The organism is Maribacter sp. C-4077 (assembly GCF_055378385.1).
Genome location: NZ_AP038807.1, coordinates 3,743,029 through 3,767,186, shown reverse-complemented (window position 1 = coordinate 3,767,186; position 24,158 = coordinate 3,743,029). Strand labels below are relative to the sequence as shown.

Genomic DNA, 24,158 nt, shown 5'->3' with positions numbered 1-24,158 from the left:
CAGGGCTTCACAAATCACCTTTGACCTTACTAGTGTACCAAAAGCTATCCCGAATCACTTTACATTAAAACTTTAGTTTAAAATAGTATCTTAGGGCTTTATTCAACGTCTTGGAGATCAAAAGCTATTTAAGGACAAATAAAATAATTCACCTGGCCTTGGTGGCCGGTGTTTCGGTTTTTCTACTTCTTTCCTATTTAGGCTCAGGGGAATTTAATGCCCAAATGGATGAATCAAATCCATTTTTATACCTCATTCCTATTGTGGCCGTCGCGGGCTATTTTGGGAGTCAGTTTATTTTTAGAAATCAGATTTCTGCCATAGAAAAAACAATGCCTTTGGAGGAAAAATTGAAAAGATACCAGTCCGCATCGATCGTTAAATATGCCTTATTGGAAGGGCCCGCTTTTTTGGCCATAGTCGCCTATAATACATCCGGAAATGCCTTGCCCTTGGTCATAGCCGTGTGTTTGGTTCTGTACTTGGTCGTACAACGGCCAAACCTACAAAAGCTCTTGGATACGCTTCCTTTGACATCGGACGAAAAAAGAATACTTCAACACAATCACTATCAATAACGTACAAATGAAAAATTTCAAGGTTTTGCTTATGGGAATTCTTGCCACTTTTTTATCCCAGCACACGGTTTTAGCTCAGGATTGGGCCAACTTAAAAATGTTCCAAGAGGCCAATGGATCTTTGGAAGCGCCAAAAGAAAATGAAGATAGGGTCGTTTTCATGGGCAATTCCATCACCATTGGTTGGCTGAATTCCAGACCGGAATTCTTTGAGGGAAAACCGTATGTGAACAGGGGCATTAGTGGACAGACGACGCCCCAGATGCTGATTCGCTTTCGGCAGGATGTGGTGGACCTTCATCCAAAGGTGGTGGTCATCCTTGCCGGAACCAATGATATTGCCGGGAACACGGGACCGTCCACCTTGGAAATGATCATGGACAACATCAAGGGCATGGCAGAAATTGCACACGCCAATGATATTAAAGTGGTATTGTCATCTACCTTGCCAGCGTATGATTATCCATGGAAACCAGGGATGGAACCCGCCGGAAAAATAGTGGCACTTAACAAAATGATAAAGGCCTATGCCGACGAAAAAGGGCATGTCTATCTTGATTATTTCTCGCAAATGGCGGATGAACGCAACGGATTGCCAAAAAAATATGCGGATGATGAGGTCCATCCCACCGTTGAAGGATATAAGGTCATGGAGCCTTTAGTGGAGGAAGCCATTCAGAAAGCCTTGAAAAAATAGCTCTTGAAAAAAAAGGATTTACAAGAGGATATATCGACCCAAAACTGGGATAGCATCGTCATAGGTTCAGGTGCTGGGGGGCTGACCACTGCTTTATGCCTTGCAAGGGCCGGACAGAAAGTCCTATTGTTGGAACAACACGACGTACCCGGTGGATGGTGCCATAGCTTTTATTTAGAGGGACACCGATTTACACCGGGTGTACATTATATCGGGTTGGTAGGTGAAGGTGAATCTACCAGTAATTTGTACAAAGGTTTGGGCATTGCCAATGATTTGGTGTTTTTTAGGATGAATCCCGATGCTTATGAACATGTGCGTATTGGAAACCACCGATTTGATTTTCCCGATAATCCCGAAGAACTTGAAAACCGATTGATTAACAGATTTCCGAAGGAAAGAAAAGGAATCAAAAAATACCTAAAGCTAATCCGACAGGCAAGCGAGGAACTCTACTCGTTACCCTACATAAAGGGATTTTGGAAAAAATTGACCATTCCGTACAGAACCAGGCATTTTGGCAGATACGGTTTGTTCAGTCTCAAAAGGGTCATTAATTGGCATATCAAAGATCCACTTTTAAAAAATGTTCTAAATATTCAATGCGGCGACCACGGGGTGCAGCCAAGGAAGGCTGCATTTATTTTACATGCCGCTTTGATGTACCATTATTTTAAAGGTGGCTACTATCCCATGGGAGGCGGAGGTGCCCTGGTGAAATCAATGACCAATAAATTCAAGGAATATGGAGGTGTCCTAAAAACTTCCACATCCGTCAAAAAAATACTGATCGAAGGCGGAACGAACAAGAAAGCTACCGGAGTGGAACTTGCCGATGGAAGGCAAATTTTCGGGAAGCATATTGTTTCCAATGCGGATGTCGGCATCACTTACAACCAACTCATCGGGAAGCAGCACCTAAGCCAAAAGCTTCAAAAAAAATTGGAAAAAACGGTCTATTCATGCACTTCGCTCATGTTGTTTTTGACGGTGGATATGGATGTGCGAAAGGCCGGTTTGGACTCCGGAAATATTTGGGTTTTACCGGATAGGGATATGGATGATTACTATGACAGCATAATGAAATCGGACCTTCAAAAGGTCGGATTTTTCGAGGCGCTTTTCGTGAGCTGTACCACCTTGAAAGACCCTACAAGTTTTGATGGAAAGCACCATTGCCTGGAAGTAATCACCTTTATAGACTACAGGACATTTGAGCCTTTTGCGGAGGAAAGTGCCGAACGGTCGGTAAAATACCTCCGGTTTAAGGAGGAACTCACCAAAAAAATGGTTTTGGGCTTGGAAAAAGTGGTCCCAAATATCAGCGAGCACATCGTCCACCAAGAATTGGGCACCCCAATTACCAACGAATATTACATCAATACAACAAGAGGAAATGTCTACGGAACAGAAAAAAGCCTAAAGCATATTGGACCTTTTGCATACAAATCCAAAAGTGAGATAGAAAACCTATATCTATGCGGTGCCAGTATTTTATCGCACGGTGTGGCCGGGGCAAGCCATTCTGGGGTAAATACGGCAGCGGTTATTCTAGGATGCCACGCCGATGAACTAAAAGAACCCCAGGAAGGGCAGGAATTGCTCATTTTGGAGGCCGAAGACACTCCCAATAACTACCCGGAGGAGATACAAAAGAAAATCAGGCTACGACAAAAAAGGACGCAGGAAAAATCAAAAAGCTTGGCCTAACCAAAAAGCAACGGAAAAAACTTACCCTCCATTTTCTGCCCCTTTGAAATAGGCGGGACACCTTTTAAAAGTTCATCATTGGTATTACTTACCGTACCATCGGCAAAAACGTTGAGGACAAAGGCCCTTCGAGGCCTATCCGATTTGTTTTCATAGGAACCATGTACCATTAAGGGATGGTGAAAAGTGGCATAGCCCTTCTTCAAGGGAATGGGAACAGGGTTAAATTCCCTGCGCTGATCTTCGGTCAAATAGTCCAAAAGCCCCTCCATGTTTCCGGCAAGTTCAGGGGCATCCAGCAACCCCCAATTGTGGCTTTTTGGAACATAATACAAGCACCCGTTTTCTTCGGTGGCATCGTCCAGACCTGTCCAACAGGTTAAATGTTGCATGGCCACGGTGCGTGTCCAATACGAGTAGTCCTGGTGCCAGGCCACTACCCCACCGTGCTTTGCAGGTTTATAAAAAAGCTGGTCGTGCCAAAAACGAACCGCCCTATTTCCCAACAATTGATAGGCCGCCATTACAAACGCCGGATTCCATAGAACATCATGAAAGCCTTCCGTAATCCTCCAATGCCCAAGGGAATGAAACAATACGGAATCCTGGTCCTTCGATTCGTTACTGTGAAATTCGTAAAAAAGCGAGTGTGCAGGATGTTTTGGATCCATAAGCTCGTCCAATTCCTTTTGCAAGTGTAAAATTTGCCCTTCGTCCAACAGTTTGATACCGGATACATATCCATATTCCTCGTAATGGGTCAATTGGGCTTCGGATAGTTTATAAGCCTCCCATTCATCCGCTGTTTTGGGGAATTTAAAAAGTTCTGAGATGAGCGAATGTCGCTCTGCCAAATCCCTAATTTGCATCGGTCAAAAATAATAAAGGTTACCCTTAAAGATACTGAATTCTATTTTCTATATTGACGTGTAAATCCAACTATTATGAAGTACTTTTTACTTGCCATCACTCTAGGTATTTTCGTTTCCTGCGCTGAAACTAGTAACGATGCGGAGGACATCTACCAAATCAAAAAAATCTTACATGACCAACAAACTAGCTGGTCCAACGGTGATATTGAGGGTTTTATGGCCGGATACTGGGAGAGCGACTCCCTTAAGTTTTACAGTGGTGCCAAACTTTCCAAGGGCTGGGAGACAACCTTGGAGAATTATAACCTGCGCTATCCTTCAAAAGCACATACGGGCAATTTACAATTTAAAATCGCTGATATTTCCAAAATAAACAAAGATGCCTATTGGGTGATGGGAGAATATCATTTGACCCGGGAGGTTGGGGATGCCAAAGGGACCTTTCTCATTATTTTCAAAAGAATTAATGGGGATTGGAAGATAGTGGCCGATTCATCTTGCTGATCATATTCCATATCCCACTTTTCCTTATTTTTGACAAATTTCACAAAATACCTATGAAACCCTCATCAAGGGATTTGAGTGATTAACTAAATTCCTCTTCCAAAGGAGGCAATTAAAAATCAATATGTTGCATTTAATTTAAACGTATGAGAAAATTAGTTTGGTTGGTGGCGGTCCTTTTGGCCGCATGTAATTCCTCACAGAAGACAGTAAGCACGGAAACCATTTCAAAAGGACCCGTCGACCCTAAAGTCTATGCGGAAACAATAACAGTGGCCGAATTGAAGGAGCATTTGTACATTTACGCTTCCGATGAATTTGAAGGCCGGGAAACCGGACAACCCGGACAAAAAAAGGCCATTGCCTACCTTAAAGCGGAATATGAGAATTTGGAGATTCCTCCCGCCCAGTCCAATGGTGATTACTTTCAGAAAGTACCCATTGAAATCAGCAATATTCCCGTTGGCAAGTTAAGCATCGACACTTCCGATTATCTTTTGGGCGAGCACGTACTTACCTTTTCAAAAGCCCAATCCGGGGACAATGAAATTGTATATGTAGGATACGGTATCGAGGACGATAATTATTCTGACTACCAGGGAATGGACATTGCCGGCAAGTTGGTATTGATGAAAACCGGGGAGCCCATGAACTCGGACGGTACGTACACGATTTCCGGTACCTCTGAAAAATCGATTTGGAGCAACATGTCGGAATCACTTGGAAAACGCTTCCAATTGGCCGAAGACAAGGGAGCTATTGGCGTACTTTACTACGATGCCGATAATTACCCAAGATTTAAAAGTCGGTTCGACTATATGCGAAACAGTAATAGTGGCAGAATGAGCCTTAAGGACCTTCAGGAAAATGACTTTTCAAGTCTGTTTATCGATGGTACGTTGGCAAAAGCGATTTTACCATCTATAGAAACAGACCAAACGCCCATGGAATTAGACTCAAAAGCAACATTGGCATTTGAAAGTTCCAACGAGGAGGTAGATTCGGAGAACGTAGTGGCAATTATACAGGGAAGCAAGAAACCCAATGAATATATTATCATTTCATCGCATTTGGACCATATAGGAATTACCGAAGAGGGCGAGATCAACAATGGCGCGGACGATGACGGGTCTGGAACCGTGGCGCTCTTGGAAATTGCGGAAGCCTTTAAAAAAGCTCAGGAAGACGGAAATGGACCGAGTAGGTCTGTGGTCTTCTTGCACGTGACCGGAGAAGAAAAGGGCCTTTTGGGTTCTGAATATTATACCGATGTAGAGCCCATTTTTCCCCTAGGCCAGACAGTTGCGAATTTGAACATTGACATGGTGGGAAGAATAGACCCTAAGCGGGATGGGGATAGAAATTATATCTACCTCATTGGTTCCGATAAATTGAGTACGGAACTACATGAGCTTTCCGAGGAAGTGAATTCCAAATACACCCAATTGGAATTGGATTATACCTATAACGATGAAAACGACCCCAATCGATTTTATTACCGAAGCGATCACTACAATTTTGCCAAAAACAACATTCCCATAATTTTCTATTTTAACGGAACACATGACGATTATCACAGGCCTAGTGACACTCCGGACAAAATAAACTATGATTTATTGGAGAACAGAACCCGACTGATTTTCTATACGGCATGGGAATTGGCAAACAGGGCCAATCCCGTTGTTGTCGATAAGGCTTCGGATTAAGGAAGTTTAAGATTTAAGTTAAAGGCCGATAGTTATTATCGGCCTTTTTCTTTTAAAAAGTAAAGACTGGAATCTGGGCATTCCTTGCTCTACACAGGCTTCTTACCCTACATTCAGGATACAAAAAAGCCCCGGACATATCATGTACAGGGCGAGTTTAAAATGCTTTTTGGGTGGAAGACCGGGTTCGAACCGGCGACCTCTGGAACCACAATCCAGCGCTCTAACCAGCTGAGCTACAACCACCATTTATAAGCGGTGGCAAAGGTAATTTTTTTTCTTCTACTTATCAAAAGAAAATCTACTTTAAAATATTGTTGATCGTACAAAAAGATTAAGTTATACTTACTATTATCAGGTTTTAATTCAACCATTAAAAACTTGTGCACTAGAGTAAGAGAAATTGACAAATTAATACGATGGTGAATTTACCTTCTAACTGATTTTTTTTATAAAGTAACACTAATCAAAAGCCAATCTATTACAAACTCTATATACGTTCAAGAATAAAATAAAAGTAAAATTTTAGTATTTTTCGTTCACACACGTATCAATATCCATTTAACTATTAAACAGGATGAAAAGTTCAAAAATGCTTAAAACTACATTTCTGTTCCTATTTATTTCCATAGCTGTATACTCACAAAAGATACCTTCCATACTTAAGGACACTATTTATATTTTGGAGCTCAACAAACGAGCGGAAGAACTGCGCTATAGAAAATCGGATTCCATTCAAATCATCGCCTTACAGGCTTTGGAGCTAAGCAAGGAAATCAACTATGAAAGAGGTGTATTGTATTCCACATACAATCTGGCCAGCTACGAGTTGTATCAAGGGAACAGCAAGAAATCCTTGGAAATAAATTTAGGAATTTCAAACCATCCAAGCTTGTCCAAATACCCAGATTTGGGCATAAAAATATATAATGATATTGCCCAAGCCCACTTCATACAATCAGATCATCCAAAGGCCTTTCAAAACTTCCTCATGGCCAATTATTTGGCTGAAAAAACCAAAAATTTAAACGAATTGGTTCGTATTAACAACAATTTGGGTACAATGTTCCTATTATTGGGAGATTATAACGAATCAATGCTTTATTATGACGCTGCAAGAAAAGTTATCGATCAAGAAACGCCAGTTCACATCCATGGTATTATTCTATCAAATCTTGGCTATCTGAATATGCGGAAAAATAATTTGGATAGAGCAAAGGATTATTTAAAGCAAGGTCTTGAACTTGCAAAAAAAACCAACTTTTCAACAATCATTGCGTTCAATTATCTGACTACCGGTGAAGTATTTAGTTTAAATAAGGAATATGACAAAGCATTGGAATTTTATGAAAAAGCCGAAAAGGAATATCAGAAAAGTGGGGATAAAAAAGGTATTTCGGATTTATATTTTGGATTTGCGTCAGTTCATTACGAACTAGGTAATTATGCCCTTTCGAAGGAATTTGCCCTTAAAAGCCTAGATTTATACAAATCCTTTAAATTAAGATCTGGCCTGGAAAAGTGTTCTCGCATACTCTATAAGTTGGCAAAGTATGAAAGTGATTTTGAAGACTCCCTTAAATATTTGGAAAGTGCCGAAGCCTACTCTGACTCCATTTCCAAAGAACAAAATAAGACCAATCTCTCCATGCTAAAGGCAAAGTTGGCCTTTGAGGAGGAAAGGTCAAGACTTGAAGAAACCAATCTGGCCACCATAAATACCCAAAAAAAATACATAGGTTGGTCATTGGTATCACTAATAATGGCAATAGTCGTTATTTTTTTTATTCAGAAATCCAGTAAAAAAAGAAAAAAATTAAATACCATTCTTGCCGACAACGAGCGAGAATTACACCTAACAAATCAAACAAAAGATAAATTGTTTTCCATTGTGGGTCATGATCTTAGAGGTCCTATCATATCGTTGAAGGGTTTGTTGGATGTCTCCCTAAATGAAGAAAATGGTGAAAGTCAGTTCAGGAGATTTGGACCTAAATTACAGAAGGACCTTGAACATATTCATTTTACTTTGGACAACCTTTTGAATTGGGGTCAAACACAAATGAAGGGATCAAGTATGGTACCAAGAAATCTTCTAGCACGAAATGAAGTCGAAGATATCTCCAAGATTTTTAATGAAAATCTAAAAAACAAAAGAATTAAACTTATCAACTCTATACCAGATAATTTATGTGCCAAAATGGATTTGAACCATTTTGAAATTGTCTTTAGAAATTTAATAAGCAATGCAATTAAATTTTCACATGAAGGCGGAAAAATTTTTATTGATGGAGAAATATCAAAAGACAAGGTGTTGATTAAAGTTAAGGATAACGGTGTTGGCATTAGCGAAGACAATATTAAAAAGATATGGGACTACAAGGAACATTTATCAACTTTTGGTACGAACGACGAAAAAGGTACTGGTCTTGGGCTGATGCTTTGCAAGGAAATGGTCGAAAAAAATAATGGTGATATTTGGGTGGAAAGTGAAATAAATAAGGGCACAACTTTCAAAGTAAGTTTGCGGCCCTGTACTTAATCACCTAAAATTTCCAACTTTAGGATGCATTTTCGTTTTATCTTTAAAGGCTTTACTTTATTAGTAATATAAATAATATTTAGATGTAGAAATTTCAAACTATCGATGAATTACATAAATTCAAGATAAAACACACAAAAATTGATAGTTCACAACAAAAAATGAGACATGTGGTAAAGGCATTGTAAATTCACATTTTGTATGAGCAAATTCAGGTGATTTATAAATTTAAACCCTTTAAGAACTACGACAGCAAAGCCTTTTATATAAGAGGAGTGCTTCTACTATTTATTTTCTTTACTTATGGTGCACTTGCCCAAATGTCTTACAAGGATTCCCTATTGATTGGAATTTCAAAGTTTCAAAAATCGTCCAAAGAAAATACTGAGTATGTAGAATTGTTATTGGAATTAGGTCTAGAGCAGCGGTATTTCAATCTGGACAGCCTTAAATTACTATCAGAGGAAGGGCTTAGAATAAGTGAGAAAATAGGCTATGAAATCGGTAAGGCAAATGCTTACCTAGGTTTAGGAACATTTTATTCAGACAAGGGCAAATATGATGAGTCCTTGGGCAACTTGCAAAAGGCCTTGGATATCAGTTTTGTTGAAAAGGACGATACCTTACGCTTAACAATTCTCAATACCATAGGCGAACAATTTGACTATAAGGGTGATTATGACCTTGCCCTAAGCAAATACCTTGAATGCATTGAACTGGCAGAATATCTTGAAAATCAAAAGATGTTATCCATAATCAACGAAAATATTGCCAACCTCTATATTTCCCAAAAGGATTTTGAAGAAGGTATGTTCTATTATGAAAAGGTCAAAAAAATCAACGAAAAAATAGGAGATGCAATCATCATGGCTGAAACCATGAGCAATATGGCCTCGGCCTATGCCGATATGGGAAAATTGGAACTTGCCATGTTCAATATAAATAGTGCCATAAAAACCTTTGAGAATAACAGTATCAGGGATTGGCTCGCCTATGCATACCAGGTAAAGGGTAAAGTGTACTTAAAACAGCAGAAGAATAAATGGGCCTTATATTGGTATGCTCAAAGTGAAATCCTTCATGATAGGTTAGACGATTTAAGGGAGGAAATACAGCTTTTGACGGGAATGGCAAAAGCACATCTGAAATTGGGAAATGATAGTATATCAACAATATACGCACAGCAGGCTTACGACCATTCCTTAAATCTGGATGCTTTATCAGGAATAGAGGAAGGTGCTGAATTATTGTATGAAATATACAAGAATAAAGGCGACTATAAAATGGCACTAGAGTACCATGAAATTTTCAATGAGGTGTCCGGAAAAATTTCCAGAAAGGAAAGTAAAAAGGGACTTACGATGTTAAAAACCAAAATAGCGTATGAGAGTCAGAAGGAGCAGTTAATCCTTGAAAATAAGGAGGCTTTGGCCAAACAGAAGAACTATGTATATGCCACCTTAATTGTTTTAATAATATTCTTGTTCATAACAGCCCTAATTAAACGTAATGCTAAAATTCAGAAGGAGTTGAATAAGGAACTTATTTTAAAACAAGAAGATTTAGAAAGAAAGGAAAAGTATTTGTACGAGGTCGACCAGACCAAGAACAAGCTTTTTTCAATCATTGGTCATGACCTCAGAGGCCCCATTGGAGCTTTCCAAGGGCTGATCAAATTGTTTAAGGAAGGTGACATGTCCAAGGAAGAGTTTTTAGGCTTTGTACCCAAATTGAAATCGGATATAGATAATATCGCCTTTACGCTCAACAATTTACTTTCTTGGGGACAAACCCAAATGAATGGGGCCCATACGAAACCTGGAATCACGGCCATAGAAAGTATAGTTAACGAAAATATAGCCTTGCTTTCAGAAGTAGCAAACAATAAATCCATAAGGCTTATCAACAGAATAGAGTCCAATACACTGACTTGGTGCGATAGTGACCAAATTGATATTGTAATCCGCAACTTGATCAGCAATGCCTTGAAATTCACTCCTAAGGACGGTATGGTAACCATAAGCGCAGCCGAAAAAGCCAGACACTGGGAAATTCTTGTACGCGATAATGGTGTAGGTATGAGCAAGGAAACCATTGGAAAAATATTCGACCAGGCCAATTCCCATACTACCTATGGAACCAATGATGAAAAAGGTACCGGACTTGGTTTGTCACTGTGCAAGGAAATGGTTGAAAAAAATCATGGTAACATTTGGGTGGATAGCTCCATCCACAAAGGATCCAGCTTTTACTTCACCATACCAAAAGCCAAAAAACAATACAAGAAAACGGCCTAAATCAAGGAATCAAGGGAGTCTACGGCCAGCATACGCTCTACGGTAAAACCTTCGGCATAATCCACCCCGATCAATCTGCCCAAATCTTGAGCCCTGTAGCGCACACTTTCAATAAAGGTCTTGCTACTGATGGGCGTCTCCGGCTCCTTGCTCTTTGGGTCATGGAACTGGGAGGAATACGCCAAAATGGCTTCTGTTTTCTTTCCCATGAATAGGCTTATATCCACTGCGAAATCAGGTATCAGGTTTTTCCATTGGATATAATGATATACCAATTTTGGACGCCACTTTTCTTGAACCTTACCATCAAGAAGGGTCTCAATTTTTATAAGTCCGCTTAAAAAGCAGGCATGGCTCACCAATTCACTTCCCTTGGCATGGTCAATATGTCGGTCATTTATGGCATTGCATAGGACTATTTCAGGTCTGTACTTTCGAATCATTTTAATAACCTCCAATTGATGTGCCTCGTCATTTACAAAGAACCCGTCACGAAAGCCTAGGTTCTCCCGGACCAAAACTCCCAAAATGTTTTTGGCATTTTCAGCTTCCTTGTCCCTAATTTCTGCAGTACCCCGAGTTCCCAACTCACCTCGGGTCAAATCCACAATGCCTACCTTTTTGCCTTTGGAGACTTCCTTGGCTATGGTCCCGGCCGCACCAAGTTCAGCATCGTCCGGATGCGCTCCAAATACCAAAATATCTAATTTCATTTATAAGTGCCTTTTTGGATTTTTAAAAATATCAAACGGTCGTTTTAGTCTCTTTCTTGACTTTTTTAATGGCATATTCAATATCCGCAATTAGATCTTCCGGCTCCTCGATTCCTACTGAAAATCGAATCAACCCATCCTTGATGCCTTGTTCTGCCCTTACTTCGGCACTCATCAGGGCATGGCTCGTCTGGGTTGGTGAAAGTACCGTACTTTCCACACCTGCCAAACTCATGGAGGATTTGATTATTTTTAGGGATTTCTGAAAAAGCGAGGCATCCAAATAGGGCTTCAATTCAAAAGAAAGCATTCCCCCAAAGCCTTTCATTTGCCGCTTGGCAAGTTCATGGTCCTTATGGATGGTCAACCCGGGATAATACACTGCATCAATATCCACATGGGCTTCTAGATACTGGGCCATTGCCAAAGCATTTTCGTTTTGGGCCCGGACCCTGAGCCCCATCGTCTTTATACTTCTTTCCAACAACCAAACCGTGTAATCACTAAGGCTACCTCCAAAGTTTTTGGCCAAATGGAATATGCGATGCATATGTTCCTTGGTAGAGGCTACGGCACCCGCACAGATATCCGAATGACCGCCCATGTATTTGGTGGCACTATGAATGACCACGTCGATGCCAAAATCTATCGGATTTTGGTTCACCGGACTGGCAAATGTATTATCGATCATGGAAACGATGCCATGTTTTTTCGCTATGGCGGCCACACCTTCTATATCGGTTATTGTCAACAAGGGATTCGAGGGTGTTTCTATATAAAGCACCTTGGTGTTTTCCCTAATTTCGTTCTCAAAATCCTTAGGCTCCCATCCTTTTGTAAAGGAATAGGAAATACCATATTTATCGAACTCTTCGGTCACCAAATTATAAGTGCCCCCATATAAGGTCTGTTGTAAAACAATGTGGTCCCCTGCCCTAAGGAATGCCAAGAGGGCCGTACTTACCGCAGCCATTCCGCTTCCAAAAATCAAGGCCGACTCCGCATGTTCCAATGCGGCGATCTTTTTACAAAGACCTTCCTGGTTGGGGGTATTAAAATACCTAGGGTATCGCTTAACATCTACATCATCAAACGCATACGAAGTACTCATATACAAGGGGGAAACCGCGCCTTTATATTTGGTATCCTCCAATTCTCCCACGTGTGTACAAATTGTATTCAAGCCTTTACCTCTTTTATCCATTGTTCCTAGTTTAATGAATTGCTAAAGTTACGAAATGAAGGTGAAACTTAGTCGACGCAGTTTACGCGCTTACTCAAGATCAAAACTACTCCCTGAAACACTTTAAGCAAATAAAAGCCGACAAACTTTGGTTCGATTTTTTTAAAATACCTTTCAACCAAAAATAAAATCTGCTAATTTTCTACAATGATTCATATGCCTTACTTTATGAAGACCCAATTACTTGCAATTCTCATCCTTTTTTCGGTAATCATTTCCTGTAAAAATACCGCGACCGTAGTCCCCCAAAAATCAACTTCCGGCTATCAAGGACAAGGTGTCAGCCCTGTCGTGCCTACCGTAAACAGACCGGTACAAAAACAATGGAAGGGCATCTGGTCCATGGAAAATCAAACCTACTTTTCGAACGATTTTGATGGTGCCCGATTGAACGGTGTGGCCGAAGACGGTAACGACCATTACACCATTTGGATAACTGCAGAGAATACGCCCATAAACGTGAGTCCTTGGTATTCCTTCAAAGTTTGGACCGGTAAGCCCAGGGAAATCACCATTAAACTTTCCTATCAGGATTCAAGAAGTAGGTATTATCCCAAAATCAGTTCAGATGGTATCCATTTTAAGGTTTTGGACAGTACCAACTACAAGGTAATAAATCCGGGCGAAGGGGAGTTTGGCATCAAAGCGGCACCCGAGTTTGCTGAAATTACCTTAACCATTGGTAATGAACCCGTTTGGATATCGGCCCAAGAACTTTATACTTCCAAAAGAGTGCAGGAATGGGTAGATTCACTCTCCGTTAAACCCTTCATTACCAATTATGAAATTGGGAAATCCCACGAAAACCGTGCTATCCAGCTCATGGAGATCAAGGAATATCCAAGTACCAAGAAAGCATTGATGATCATCTCCAGACAACACCCGCCGGAAGTTACTGGATTCCTTGTGATGAAATCCTTTATGGAAACCATATCCAGTGATACGGAACAGGCAAAGACTTTCAGGGAAAAGTTTGATATTTTCGCCGTACCGCTTATGAATCCCGATGGCGTGGACAACGGACATTGGCGTCATAACATGGGCGGTATTGACCTGAATCGCGATTGGGAAAATTTCAATCAGCCGGAAACAAGAAGCGTGCGCGATTTTCTGAACAAAAAAAATGAAGAGGGCTACGAATTCGTTTTTGGGGCCGATTTTCACTCAACTTGGGACGATATCTATTATCCAATTGACAGCACGGTCATCGGACAAAAAGGAAAGATCGTTTACGATTGGATCGAAAGCATTTCAACCCGACTCCCTCAAAAAAGGACGAACATTGCCCCCTCCGATAAAATCAAACCGACCATGGTTTCCAGAAATTACTTTTATGTACACCATGGCATGCCGGCCATCGTTTTTGAACTGGGCGATAACACGCCCCGGGATTTTCTAAAGGAGAAAGGAAAGGTTGCCGCTGAGGAGATAATGCGGTTGTTGTTGGAGAAGGAATAGTTGTTGGTTGTTCACTTCGACTACGCTCGGGGCATGGGTTGTTCGTTGTTCGTTGTTCGAAATGGATTTTTGTAAATTTTATAATTATAAACGATTTATTTAAACCAATAACAACTTTAGCTTAAAAACTAAGCGGTATTCTGTGATTTGGAATTTGAGATTTTCTCTTCTATCCTTTGTTCAATATTGCATGGTTTTGACTATATACCTGCTCCAAGGTCGGTCAAACTATATATTTAGATATTCTTCCAGTCGCACCGTGTATCAACAGCTTCATGATAGCACCTACTTTTTTTTGGCGTAATTCACCTGATACCTCCAGTAACTCAGTGCTCCCAAGGCCAAAACGCCAGCAACCGTATACCACACAAAGGTTGGTGTAATCACCTGTGCCCCACTCGCATAGCTATGAAGTCCCACCAAATAAAAGTTCACACCAAAATAGGTCATCATGATACTACCAAAGGCAACGACGCTCAAAAAATTAAAGGTCCACCTTCCCCTTAGCCCGGGAACCAATCGTGTGTGGATGACAAAGGCGTAGACCATAATGGATATCAAGGCCCACGTTTCCTTAGGGTCCCAGCCCCAATAACGGCCCCAACTTTCATTGGCCCATTGACCCCCTAAGAAGTTCCCAATCGTCAGCATGACCAAACCTATCGTCAACGAAAGCTCATTGATGATGGTGAGTTCCTTCAAATTGATATCCATACGTTCGCGATTTTTCTTATTGGTCAACAGAATCAAGATCAAAGAAACCACCCCTAAGATCATCCCCACTGTCAAAGGACCATAGCTGCCAACAATGACCGCCACATGTATCATCAACCAATAACTGTCCAATACGGGAACCAAATTGGCAATGGAAGGGTCCACCCAACTCTGGTGGGCTATCCATAAGAGCATGGAGGTTACAAAGGCCGATGCGGCAATGGTCATATTACTTTTTCTACCAAACAATAAGCCCATGCCCATCGTTGCCCAGGAAACATACAAGATACTTTCATAGGCATCGCTCCATGGCGCGTGGCCGGAGATATACCATCTCAAAATCAAACCTGCGGTATGCCACAAAAAGAATAAATAAATGACACCTTTGAAAAAATAGACCCCAATTCTCCAGATTGAACGATCTTTAAAAATTTGAAAAATGAGAATCAAAAAGAAAAGTACGCCAACCAAGGCATAATACTGATACAGCCGATTAAAAATATTCAGCTTGTTGTAAATAACTTCGGTGTTGATTTTTCTTTCCGATGGTAAAACTTCACTACCATTGTTTACCTGATTTTGCTTGAAAGCGGCCAGAAGTCGATCTGCTTCGCCATAATCTCCCGTTTGCTGCGCTTTACTTAAGGTCATCAAATAGTAGGGCATGGCATTCTTGACAAAATTGGCATATAGGGAATCCTGAATCTGGATCTGTCCCCCGCGATATTCCACTGCCGATATCCATTTGTTGTTCTCATCGTTCAACAGCGGGAAAATTTTAACGATATCCTGACCTAAGGCCTGATTCAATAGACTCAAACGGATGTTGGCATCCTTGAAATCCTGTTCAAACTTGTTGGGGTTATTTGTAGCTGTTGCCTCCCTTAAGAAGGGCTCCAGCTTGTACGTCCCGTCCGGATTAAAAAAATCGGTCGCCTTTACGTATTTCTGCCCTTGCGGAATTCCTATAATTTTTCGGATGCTATCGTTTTGTGCCTTTTTGTCCAAGGCAATAAACTCCGCATTGTACCAAACTGCGGGGTTCATGATCATGGAAAGAAAAATTTGGTCTGAACTATACCCTAAATAGGTGTCCTTAAGGCTCAACTTCCGGAGTAATTCCGAAGAAAAGGTGTTGACGGGCTTCATCCTTCCGCCTTCATCCTGAATCACCAATTTCCCGAATTTATCCGCATGTTCCTTGGCCACCATGGAGGATTTTATGAGGGAATCTATTTGTTGTTGGGTGGGTGCTTGGGTATGGTCATGGCCATCGTCCGCAGTATGCTCCTGCGCTTGTAAGGAACCAGATAGCCCAATTAACAGTATAAAGACCGTAAGTATCTTTTTCTTTTTTTCCTTCAATTTGTCCAAGGATTCCGCCAAGTCCTTGAAGCGGGTTTTCCCAAAGAACATAATCCCCATTAAGCCAATATACAGCAGAAAATACCCTACATAGGTAATCCAAGTGCCCCAAAAATCGTGGTTTACTGAAAGTCGGGTACCTTTTTCGTCCGGGTCAAAACTGGCCTGGAAAAATCGGTATCCCTTATGGTCCAAAATGTGGTTCATGTAAATATCATAATCAAAGGGCCTTTCATCCTTTATGGTCACCTTGCTCATAAAGGAGGCATAGGCGTTCTCCGTTCCAGGATATTTTTCGGCTATAAAATCGTTGAGTTGTATGGCGAAGGGCAATTCATATATTTTTGAGCCATATCGCAGGGCAAAATCCAAGCCCCCAACGTTGAATTTATCGCTGAACTGGGTCTGCCCCTTACTTCCCAACACCTTTACTTCCTTGGTCTCGCCATTACTGGATACGGAAAGTACAAGCGCATCCAAATCGAATTCCATTTTTTCGGCTTCGGGTATTTCTACAATGCCGTAGGTTCCCTGTACCAAGGAATCGGGGATGACAAACTGCATATTGGCCGTATTGTAGAGCGAACGCAGTTGTAGTTTTTGAACGCTGTCCTGGACCAATTGTCCTTGAAACTGGTCTGCCATACGCATAAAACTTCCTTGAAACGGAGAGGATATTCGGTATTCGGGGCCATCGGTGAAAATGTTTATGGCCCCATCGGTCTCATTGTTCAAGGAAAACAGCACACCGTGAATGCTCATGACCTTACCATTCTCCAAAAAATGCTCATGTCGCTGACCATCGCCTGCTTCCACGATTTTTAGGTATGTATTCCCTGTCGGTCCCGGAATTAGGCCTTCTTTGGCACCCTCAATAAAATCAACGTAGGAAATGGTAAATTCCTGGCCGTTAAAGTCACCGGTCCATGGCAAATTGGATTTTATGGCCTCTGGGGTTACGATCAAATCATCCTCCATGGTTTTCCTTCTGGGCTCTCCATTGATATCACCTTCGATGTACGCCGTCAGATAGGTCTTATCCGAAAAGAACACATTTTCCGTTTCCCCTTCCCTGATGGGCATCATGCCCTCGTAGCTGATATATCGGGTTACAAATGCACCAACAATAATCAAAATCCAAGACAAATGCAGGACCAGAACGGGCCATTTTTCCTTTCGCAACAAGCGATAACGCGCAATGTTCCCAATAAAGTTGATTACAAAAAAGACCATAATAACCTCGAACCAGGTGGTATTGTATATCCAGATTCGGGCCGTTTCGGTACTATACCAACTTTCAATAAAAGTCCCAAATGCCATGGCCACGGCAAATACGATAAACAAAACGGACATCAAACGGGTGGAGAAGAAAATTTTCTTTAACAGATCTGTCATGTAAGAAGACAATGGTTTTCAGGTCGCAAAAATACGTCCTTTTACACTTTTTTTAAACGATAACCATGGAGAATAGTGTAACAAAAATGTTAATTTTCTAGGAACGACATAAGCCTATACAGGTGAGAATCACATCCATATTTCCTATAGTTTGGCTGTCCCAAAGAGCATAATTATTTTCGAAAAATTGGCTCTTGGTATTAAAACACTTTCAGGAAGCTTCCCACGGAACGAAGGAACTACAACAGTTTACCCATAAAATCTCCAAGCAATTCTTTGTATTTTCGCCGAATGATTTCCGTAGTCATTATAGGAACTGGGAACGTGGCCCAAAATTTGGCATCGGCATTGCATGGTGTTCCCAAAATACATCTGGCAGGAGTCCTTGGCAGGTCAGAGGCCTGCGTATCCCATTTTGAGGGCAAAGTCAATGTTGTTTTGGATTGGATGGATATACCGAAGGCCGATATCTACATCATTGCCGTGAAGGACGATGCCATACAGGAAGTGTCCGATGCCCTGAACGCAGAAGGAATGGTAGTGCATACTTCCGGAAGCGTTGGTCTGGATGCCCTGTCAAAGCATGAACGAAGGGGTGTTTTCTACCCCCTACAGACCTTTACCGCAGGAAAGATCATTGATTTTAAAACTGTTCCCATGTGTCTTGAAGTTTTCAATGAAAAGGACATGGAGCTATTGGAAACCTTGGGGAGAAAAATTAGCGATAACGTTCAGCATATTGATTCCGCCCAACGAAAAGTGTTGCACGTGGCCGCTGTATTTGTGAATAATTTTACCAATTATATGTATACCATCGGAAAGCAAATTTGCGATGAAAATGACTTGGATTTTTCAATACTGTATCCTTTGATACAGGAAACCGCTGCCAAAATAGAAACTTTGTCCCCCAAAGCTGCACAAACAGGCCCGGCCATTCGTAACGATTTAAAGACCTTGCACGGACACCTTACTTTGTTAACCGATGAAAAGCATAGGACCCTATATAAACTAATAAGCAATGCGATAAAGGCATCCAACCAAAACGAAAATGAAGAAAAGCTATAAGGAGTACTTAAAGGATATTACCACATTTATCTTTGATGTGGACGGCGTTTTGACCGATGGTAGTGTCCTGGTGACCACCACGGGGGAAATGCTCCGAAAAATGAGCGTAAAGGACGGATACGCACTAAAGGTCGCCATCGATAAAGGGTACAATATATGTATCATCACTGGCGGTACCAACGAGGGCGTGAAAAAACGCTTACAAGGTTTGGGCATCACCGATTTTTACATGGGCTCCCATCACAAAATCGATGCTCTGGAAGAATACTTGGACATTTATGGAATCGATCCGAAAAATGTACTTTATATGGGCGATGACATACCGGATATCCCTGCCATGAAAAAGGTGGGCGTGGCCTCCTGCCCGCAAAATGCCGTACCGGAAGTTAGGGCCATCTGTGACTACATCTCGCATATCAACGGTGGCTCTGGATGCGCACGGGACGTCATTGAACAGGTACTTAAAGTACGGGGGGACTGGATGGATAATTTTGACGCGGCAAACGCTTAGGGATGTTACGGGAAAAGCTTGGCGATTACAAATTGATATTGGCATCTGGCTCGCCTAGGAGAAAACAGTTCTTGGAGGAGATGGGGCTGGACTTTGAAATTAGGTTGAAGCCTGTGGAGGAAATCTACCCCGAAGTACTTCAAGGTGCGGAAATATCTGACTTTCTTTCGAAACTAAAGGCATCGGCTTTTGAAGGGACATTGGGTCCAAAGGAAATTTTAATTACGTCCGATACCGTGGTATGGCATAAAAACACCTCCTTGGCCAAAGCGGGCCATGCCAAAGAGGCCCATGACATGATTGCCAAATTATCTGGCGATTGGCACGAGGTCATTACCTCGGTATGTTTTACCACAAATAGCGAACAGATTATTAAAAACAGCATCACCAAAGTAAAGTTCAAGAACCTGTCCGATGCCGAAATCGATTATTACATCACCCATTTTGCGCCCTATGACAAGGCTGGTGCTTATGGCATTCAGGAATGGATAGGCCTTATTGGCATTTCTGAAATTCAAGGTTCCTACACCAACGTGGTGGGTCTACCTACAAACCTGGTATACGAAACGCTTTTGGATATGGTTTCCAGATAGATTTTCCTTAATTTTAAAGAAAAGAACGTTTTATGCTTAAGAAATGGTTGACCTTGGAAATGTTGGTGGTCCTTTTGGCTGCCATCTTTACGACGTTTCAGTCCTGCAATTCCAAAGTAGCGAACGATACAAAGGAAGACAGTGTAACGCCCAAAAAAGAAACGGAATCCCCGCGAAAAAAATTATCCCAAGAATTTAAGGACTATTGGTATTCCGGCACAGCGGAAATTACATCCTATGAACTGGAGCAGGCACGCTATGGAGAAATACGAACAGGCAAGGCGGTGATGATCTATGTAACGGAACCTTTTTTGAAAGACAAACAGGTCAAAGCGGACAATGCATCTAGCGATAATGTCCCGGTCCTAAAATTGAACGCCACCAAGAAATACCTGACCGGTATTTACCCCTACTCCATTATGACCAGTAGCTTCTATCCTGTTTATGACAACCAGCATGCGCTTAAAGTGTCCTTTTCAGCGCAGGAGTGGTGTGGTCATGTATATGCCCAAATTAACAATAAAGAAGCGTTTCAGGTCATGTCCCGTTCCTATTTTGAATCGGAGGGCGACCAAGATTTCAACCTGAAAAAAACAGTTTTGGAAAATGAACTTTGGAACAAACTAAAAATCGATCCGGAAAATCTGCCGCAAGGCACCCATCAAATCATTCCTTCCCTCGAATATGTTAGGCTCAGCCACAAGGAATTAAAAGCCTATGATGCAGAAGCCACCCTAACAAATTCTGATGGTTTTTATACCTATGAAATTACGTATCCGGAATTGGAAAGAAGCCTTTCCATAACCTTTGGAAATGCTTTTCCGTATCCCATCGAAAGCTGGTCAGAAACCTCAAAAAGTGGGTTTGGCCCAGACGCCCAAATTCTTACTTCAAAAGCTACTAAAATCAAGACCATTAATGCTCCCTATTGGCAAAAGAATCACAATAAGGATTTATATTTGCGGGACAGTTTAGGTCTATAATTTATGGAAGGTTTTATTGAAGATCACAAAAGCAGTCTCCTGTTCAGTCTTGTACTTTTTGTAATTATCCTCATTTTTAAAATCATATTTACCTCCATCGTAAAGAAAGTGGGTAAATTGAGCGATTTTAATCCCGTACGGATCAATTTGATTATCAAGTACATCAATATCGTATTGATTACCTTGGCCATCATTGCCCTCACCTTTATTTGGGGCGTAAACTACCGGGATCTGGGCGTTCTGCTTTCCTCCGTTTTTGCAGTAATCGGCGTAGCCTTATTTGCGCAATGGTCTATTTTGAGCAATATTACTGCGGGGGTCATCATCTTCTTTTCCTTTCCATTTAAAATTGGCAATACCATTCGAATACTGGACAAAGAAATTCTGGATACCGACAATCCCGAGAGGGAGGTTTTTGTCATTGAGGATATTAAGCCCTTTCATCTTCACTTGAGAAGGGCAAACGGGGAAATTATTACCTATCCCAATAACTTGGTCCTTCAAAAAGGGGTGGTATTGATATCGACATACAAAAGCGAGGAAATTGCTGCGGATAAATAAGTTACCAGTCTGTTAAAGAAGTCGTAAAATCGAGTCTTGGGCATGCAATCTTTTTATCTTTGAGATTAGACCAAAAACCAATTTAATGCGCCGTATCACCATATTTTTACTCATGGGCCTCCTTTTTATTGGCCCATCCTTTGCCCAGACACCAAAAAACCATTCCCCCGCCGATATTTTCCATGAGATTCAAAAACTGAATTTTTTAGGCACGGCACTATACATTGCGGCACACCCAGACGATGAAAACACCAGGCTTATCTCCTACCTTTCCAACCATGTCCACGCCAGGACAGGCTACCTTTCCTTAACAAGGGGCGATGGCGGCCAGAATTTGATCGGTCCGGAGCTTAGGGAATTGCTGGGCGTACTGAGGACACAGGAACTTTTGGCCGCAAGAAGAGTGGACGGAGGCGAACAGTTGTTTACAAGGGCCGTTGATTTTGGATATTCAAAAAATCCGAAGGAAACATTGGAAATCTGGGACAAGGAACTGATTCTAGGTGACGTGGTTACGGCCATTCGCAAATTCAAGCCCGATGTCATCGTTAACCGGTTTGACCATAGAAGTCCGGGAACCACACATGGGCACCATACTTCATCGGCCATGCTAAGTATGGAAGCTTTTGATTTGGCCAATGACCCCAAGGCATTTTCGGACCGATTGGAAAACACCGACACCTGGCAACCCAAACGTTTGTTCTTTAACACATCCTGGTGGTTTTATGGTAGCCAAGAAAAGTTTGAACAGGCGGACAAGTCCAAACTATTGAATGTGGATATAGGAACCTATTATCCTATGTTGGGCATGTCCAATAATGAAATTGCTTCCTTGGCCAGTAGCCAGCACCTTTGCCAAGGTTTTGGAAGATTGAGCTCCCGTGGCACCGAAGAAGAATATCTTGAACTCCTAAAAGGCGACTTACCTAAGAATAAGTCGGATTTGTTTGAAGGTATCAATACCACGTGGACCCGGGTGGCCGATGGTAAGGAAATAGGAGCCATTCTGGACAAGGTTGAGTCCGAATTTAATTTTAAGGATCCTTCCGTTCATTTATCGGATTTGGTAAAGGCCTATCAGCTGCTTCAAAAAATAAACGATGACCATTGGAGGGAACTAAAATCAAAAGAACTAAAGGCAATCATCGAGGATGTGGCGGGGCTTCATTTGGAAGCATTTACCACCCAGGCCTTTTCCAACCCGGGGGAATCCATAGAACTCAATTTGGAGGCGGTCAACAGAAGCAATGCCGACATCGTTCTGGAATCGGTATCGGTAAATGGAGAAAAACTTTTAATTGAATCGACGGATTTGAAGTACAACGAGCTGTTCAAAAAACAACTGAAGATCACCATTCCCAACACTACAAACTATACAAGTCCCTATTGGCTTATGGAAAAGGGAACATTGGGAACCTATACAGTGACCGATTCGGAATTAATAGGAAAATCTGAAACCCCTAGGGCCTTCAAAGCGACTTTTAATCTACTTTTTGACGGTGTCAATATCCCGATAACAAAAAATGTATCCTATAAATACGGAAGACCGGACAAAGGGGAAATATATCAGCCTTTTGAAATCGTGCCAAAGGCAACGTCCATGTTGAAGGACAAAGTTCTTATATTTTCGGACGGAACGCCAAAACAGATTCCGGTTACCGTAAAGGCCCATAAGGACCATGTATCGGGTAAAGTACGTTTGGAAATTGGCGACGGCTGGATTCTCGATTCGGCTACCCAACCATTTTCCATTGAGAAGAAGGGCGACGAGCAGACGCTGGTATTTACACTGACCCCTCCCACTACCGAAAATGAAACGTATTTAACTTCTATAGTATCCATAGACGGCGAAAACATTTCAAAGGAACTGGTAACCATCGCCTACGATCATATACCTACTCAGACCGTGTTGATGCCCTCCGAGGCAAAAGTCGTTAGACTGGATATTCAAAAAGCTGGTCAGCATATTGGTTATATCATGGGCGCCGGGGATGATGTCCCCACCAGTCTGGAACAAATTGGGTATACAGTGCATATTATAAATCCTACGGACATAGACGAAAATTCCTTGGGTAAATACGACGCCGTAGTCCTGGGTATCAGGGCCTATAATGTGGTAAATGAATTGAGCTTTAAGCAACGATATATTCTGGAATACGCAAAAAACGGGGGTACCGTAATCGTCCAGTACAACACGGCGGGCAGATGGGCGGACCAATTTGAAAATATCGCCCCGTATGATCTTCAGATTTCCCGTGACCGGGTGACCAATGAAAATTCCGAGGTTAAAATAATCGCCCAAGACCATGAATTGGTAAATTATCCCAATAAAATCTCCTCCAATGATTTTAATGGATGGGTTCAGGAACGCGGTCTTTATTTTCCGGATAGCTGGAGCAAGGAATTTACACCCATCCTGGAAATGAAAGATGAAGGGGAAAGAGCCACAAAAGGAAGTTTATTGATAGCTCCTTACGGAGAAGGTCACTATATTTACACAGGATTAAGCTTTTTCAGGGAACTTCCCGCGGGTGTTCCAGGAGCCTATAAATTATTTTCGAACATGCTATCCGTGGGTAAGGATAACCTGTCAAAAAAGGAACAGATCAAAGGATGAGTCAGGAAAAAGATGAACATAAAAGTTGGAAACG

At 41.6% G+C, this 24,158-nt stretch carries 18 protein-coding genes and 1 tRNA gene; 14 read left to right on the top strand and 5 right to left on the bottom strand.

Translation table 11 applies throughout. The annotated features are described in order from the left end of the window. Positions 1–110: 110 nt before the first annotated feature. The 3 genes from ACZ41C_RS16320 to ACZ41C_RS16310 are packed head-to-tail and all read left to right on the top strand — an operon-like array spanning position 111 to position 2,985. Complete coding sequence (locus tag ACZ41C_RS16320; RefSeq protein WP_464562961.1) at positions 111–578, top strand: hypothetical protein; 468 nt, start codon at positions 111–113, stop codon at positions 576–578. Between the two features lie 7 nt (positions 579–585). Next, positions 586–1,275, top strand: coding sequence for an SGNH/GDSL hydrolase family protein (locus tag ACZ41C_RS16315; protein WP_464562959.1), 690 nt, complete (start codon positions 586–588; stop codon positions 1,273–1,275). A gap of 3 nt (positions 1,276–1,278) precedes the next feature. Further along, a complete protein-coding gene (locus ACZ41C_RS16310; RefSeq protein WP_464562957.1) occupies positions 1,279–2,985 on the top strand; it encodes a phytoene desaturase family protein in 1,707 nt (568 codons plus the stop codon). Here the strand turns inward: ACZ41C_RS16310 and ACZ41C_RS16305 are convergent. Continuing rightward, entirely contained in the window at positions 2,982–3,854 is an 873-nt protein-coding gene (locus tag ACZ41C_RS16305) for a phytanoyl-CoA dioxygenase family protein (RefSeq protein ID WP_464562955.1), read from the bottom strand. The genes ACZ41C_RS16310 and ACZ41C_RS16305 overlap by 4 nt on opposite strands. A 75-nt stretch (positions 3,855–3,929) precedes the next feature. Between ACZ41C_RS16305 and ACZ41C_RS16300 the strand changes: the two genes are divergently transcribed. Both ACZ41C_RS16300 and ACZ41C_RS16295 read left to right on the top strand, forming a co-directional pair. Further along, positions 3,930–4,361 carry a YybH family protein gene (locus ACZ41C_RS16300; RefSeq protein WP_138258085.1) on the top strand — a complete coding sequence of 144 codons (432 nt, stop codon included), beginning with the start codon at positions 3,930–3,932 and terminating at the stop codon, positions 4,359–4,361. 146 nt (positions 4,362–4,507) lie between these two features. Beyond that, positions 4,508–6,067, top strand: a complete 1,560-nt coding sequence (locus ACZ41C_RS16295; protein WP_464562952.1) for a M28 family peptidase — start codon at positions 4,508–4,510, stop codon at positions 6,065–6,067. A gap of 171 nt (positions 6,068–6,238) precedes the next feature. Here the strand turns inward: ACZ41C_RS16295 and ACZ41C_RS16290 are convergent. Next, positions 6,239–6,314: transfer RNA gene (locus ACZ41C_RS16290), tRNA-His, on the bottom strand. Between the two features lie 345 nt (positions 6,315–6,659). Here ACZ41C_RS16290 and ACZ41C_RS16285 point away from each other — a divergent pair. Together ACZ41C_RS16285 and ACZ41C_RS16280 are read left to right on the top strand one after the other, a co-directional pair. Further along, entirely contained in the window at positions 6,660–8,609 is a 1,950-nt protein-coding gene (locus ACZ41C_RS16285) for a tetratricopeptide repeat-containing sensor histidine kinase (protein ID WP_161595337.1), read from the top strand. A 275-nt stretch (positions 8,610–8,884) separates the two neighbouring features. Then, positions 8,885–10,906: a tetratricopeptide repeat-containing sensor histidine kinase gene (locus tag ACZ41C_RS16280; RefSeq protein ID WP_464562950.1), complete on the top strand. Its 2,022-nt coding sequence runs from the start codon at positions 8,885–8,887 to the stop codon at positions 10,904–10,906. Here ACZ41C_RS16280 and bshB1 read toward each other — a convergent pair. Both bshB1 and ACZ41C_RS16270 read right to left on the bottom strand, forming a co-directional pair. After that, positions 10,903–11,619: a bacillithiol biosynthesis deacetylase BshB1 gene (gene bshB1, locus ACZ41C_RS16275; protein WP_138258082.1), complete on the bottom strand. Its 717-nt coding sequence runs from the start codon at positions 11,617–11,619 to the stop codon at positions 10,903–10,905. The two genes, ACZ41C_RS16280 and bshB1, sit on opposite strands and share 4 nt — an antisense overlap. 31 nt (positions 11,620–11,650) lie before the next feature. Further along, complete coding sequence (locus ACZ41C_RS16270; RefSeq protein ID WP_464562947.1) at positions 11,651–12,823, bottom strand: trans-sulfuration enzyme family protein; 1,173 nt, start codon at positions 12,821–12,823, stop codon at positions 11,651–11,653. 207 nt (positions 12,824–13,030) lie between these two features. Here ACZ41C_RS16270 and ACZ41C_RS16265 point away from each other — a divergent pair, with 207 nt between their 5' ends. Next, a complete protein-coding gene (locus ACZ41C_RS16265; protein ID WP_138258080.1) occupies positions 13,031–14,320 on the top strand; it encodes a M14 family metallopeptidase in 1,290 nt (429 codons plus the stop codon). Positions 14,321–14,605: 285 nt separating this feature from the next. On the opposite strand, the gene ccsA is transcribed toward ACZ41C_RS16265, so the two are convergent. After that, on the bottom strand, positions 14,606–17,794 hold the full coding sequence (gene ccsA, locus ACZ41C_RS16260) for a cytochrome c biogenesis protein CcsA (protein WP_464562944.1): 3,189 nt from the start codon (positions 17,792–17,794) through the stop codon (positions 14,606–14,608). Positions 17,795–18,085: 291 nt separating this feature from the next. On the opposite strand from ccsA, the gene ACZ41C_RS16255 reads away from it, so the two are divergent. The 6 genes from ACZ41C_RS16255 to ACZ41C_RS16230 all read left to right on the top strand — a co-directional run bounded on the left by ACZ41C_RS16255 (position 18,086) and on the right by ACZ41C_RS16230 (position 24,124). Next, a complete protein-coding gene (locus ACZ41C_RS16255; RefSeq protein ID WP_464562942.1) occupies positions 18,086–18,859 on the top strand; it encodes a Rossmann-like and DUF2520 domain-containing protein in 774 nt (257 codons plus the stop codon). Then, positions 18,843–19,370, top strand: a complete 528-nt coding sequence (locus tag ACZ41C_RS16250; protein ID WP_272636831.1) for a KdsC family phosphatase — start codon at positions 18,843–18,845, stop codon at positions 19,368–19,370. Before ACZ41C_RS16255 ends, ACZ41C_RS16250 begins: the two co-directional genes overlap by 17 nt. A 2-nt stretch (positions 19,371–19,372) precedes the next feature. After that, a complete protein-coding gene (locus ACZ41C_RS16245) occupies positions 19,373–19,963 on the top strand; it encodes a Maf family nucleotide pyrophosphatase (RefSeq protein ID WP_464562940.1) in 591 nt (196 codons plus the stop codon). Positions 19,964–19,995: 32 nt separating this feature from the next. Continuing rightward, positions 19,996–20,946, top strand: coding sequence for a septum formation inhibitor Maf (locus tag ACZ41C_RS16240; RefSeq protein WP_464562938.1), 951 nt, complete (start codon positions 19,996–19,998; stop codon positions 20,944–20,946). Positions 20,947–20,949: 3 nt separating this feature from the next. Continuing rightward, entirely contained in the window at positions 20,950–21,507 is a 558-nt protein-coding gene (locus ACZ41C_RS16235; RefSeq protein ID WP_138258074.1) for a mechanosensitive ion channel domain-containing protein, read from the top strand. Positions 21,508–21,592: 85 nt separating this feature from the next. Next, complete coding sequence (locus ACZ41C_RS16230) at positions 21,593–24,124, top strand: PIG-L family deacetylase (protein WP_464562935.1); 2,532 nt, start codon at positions 21,593–21,595, stop codon at positions 24,122–24,124. Positions 24,125–24,158 lie beyond the last annotated feature (34 nt).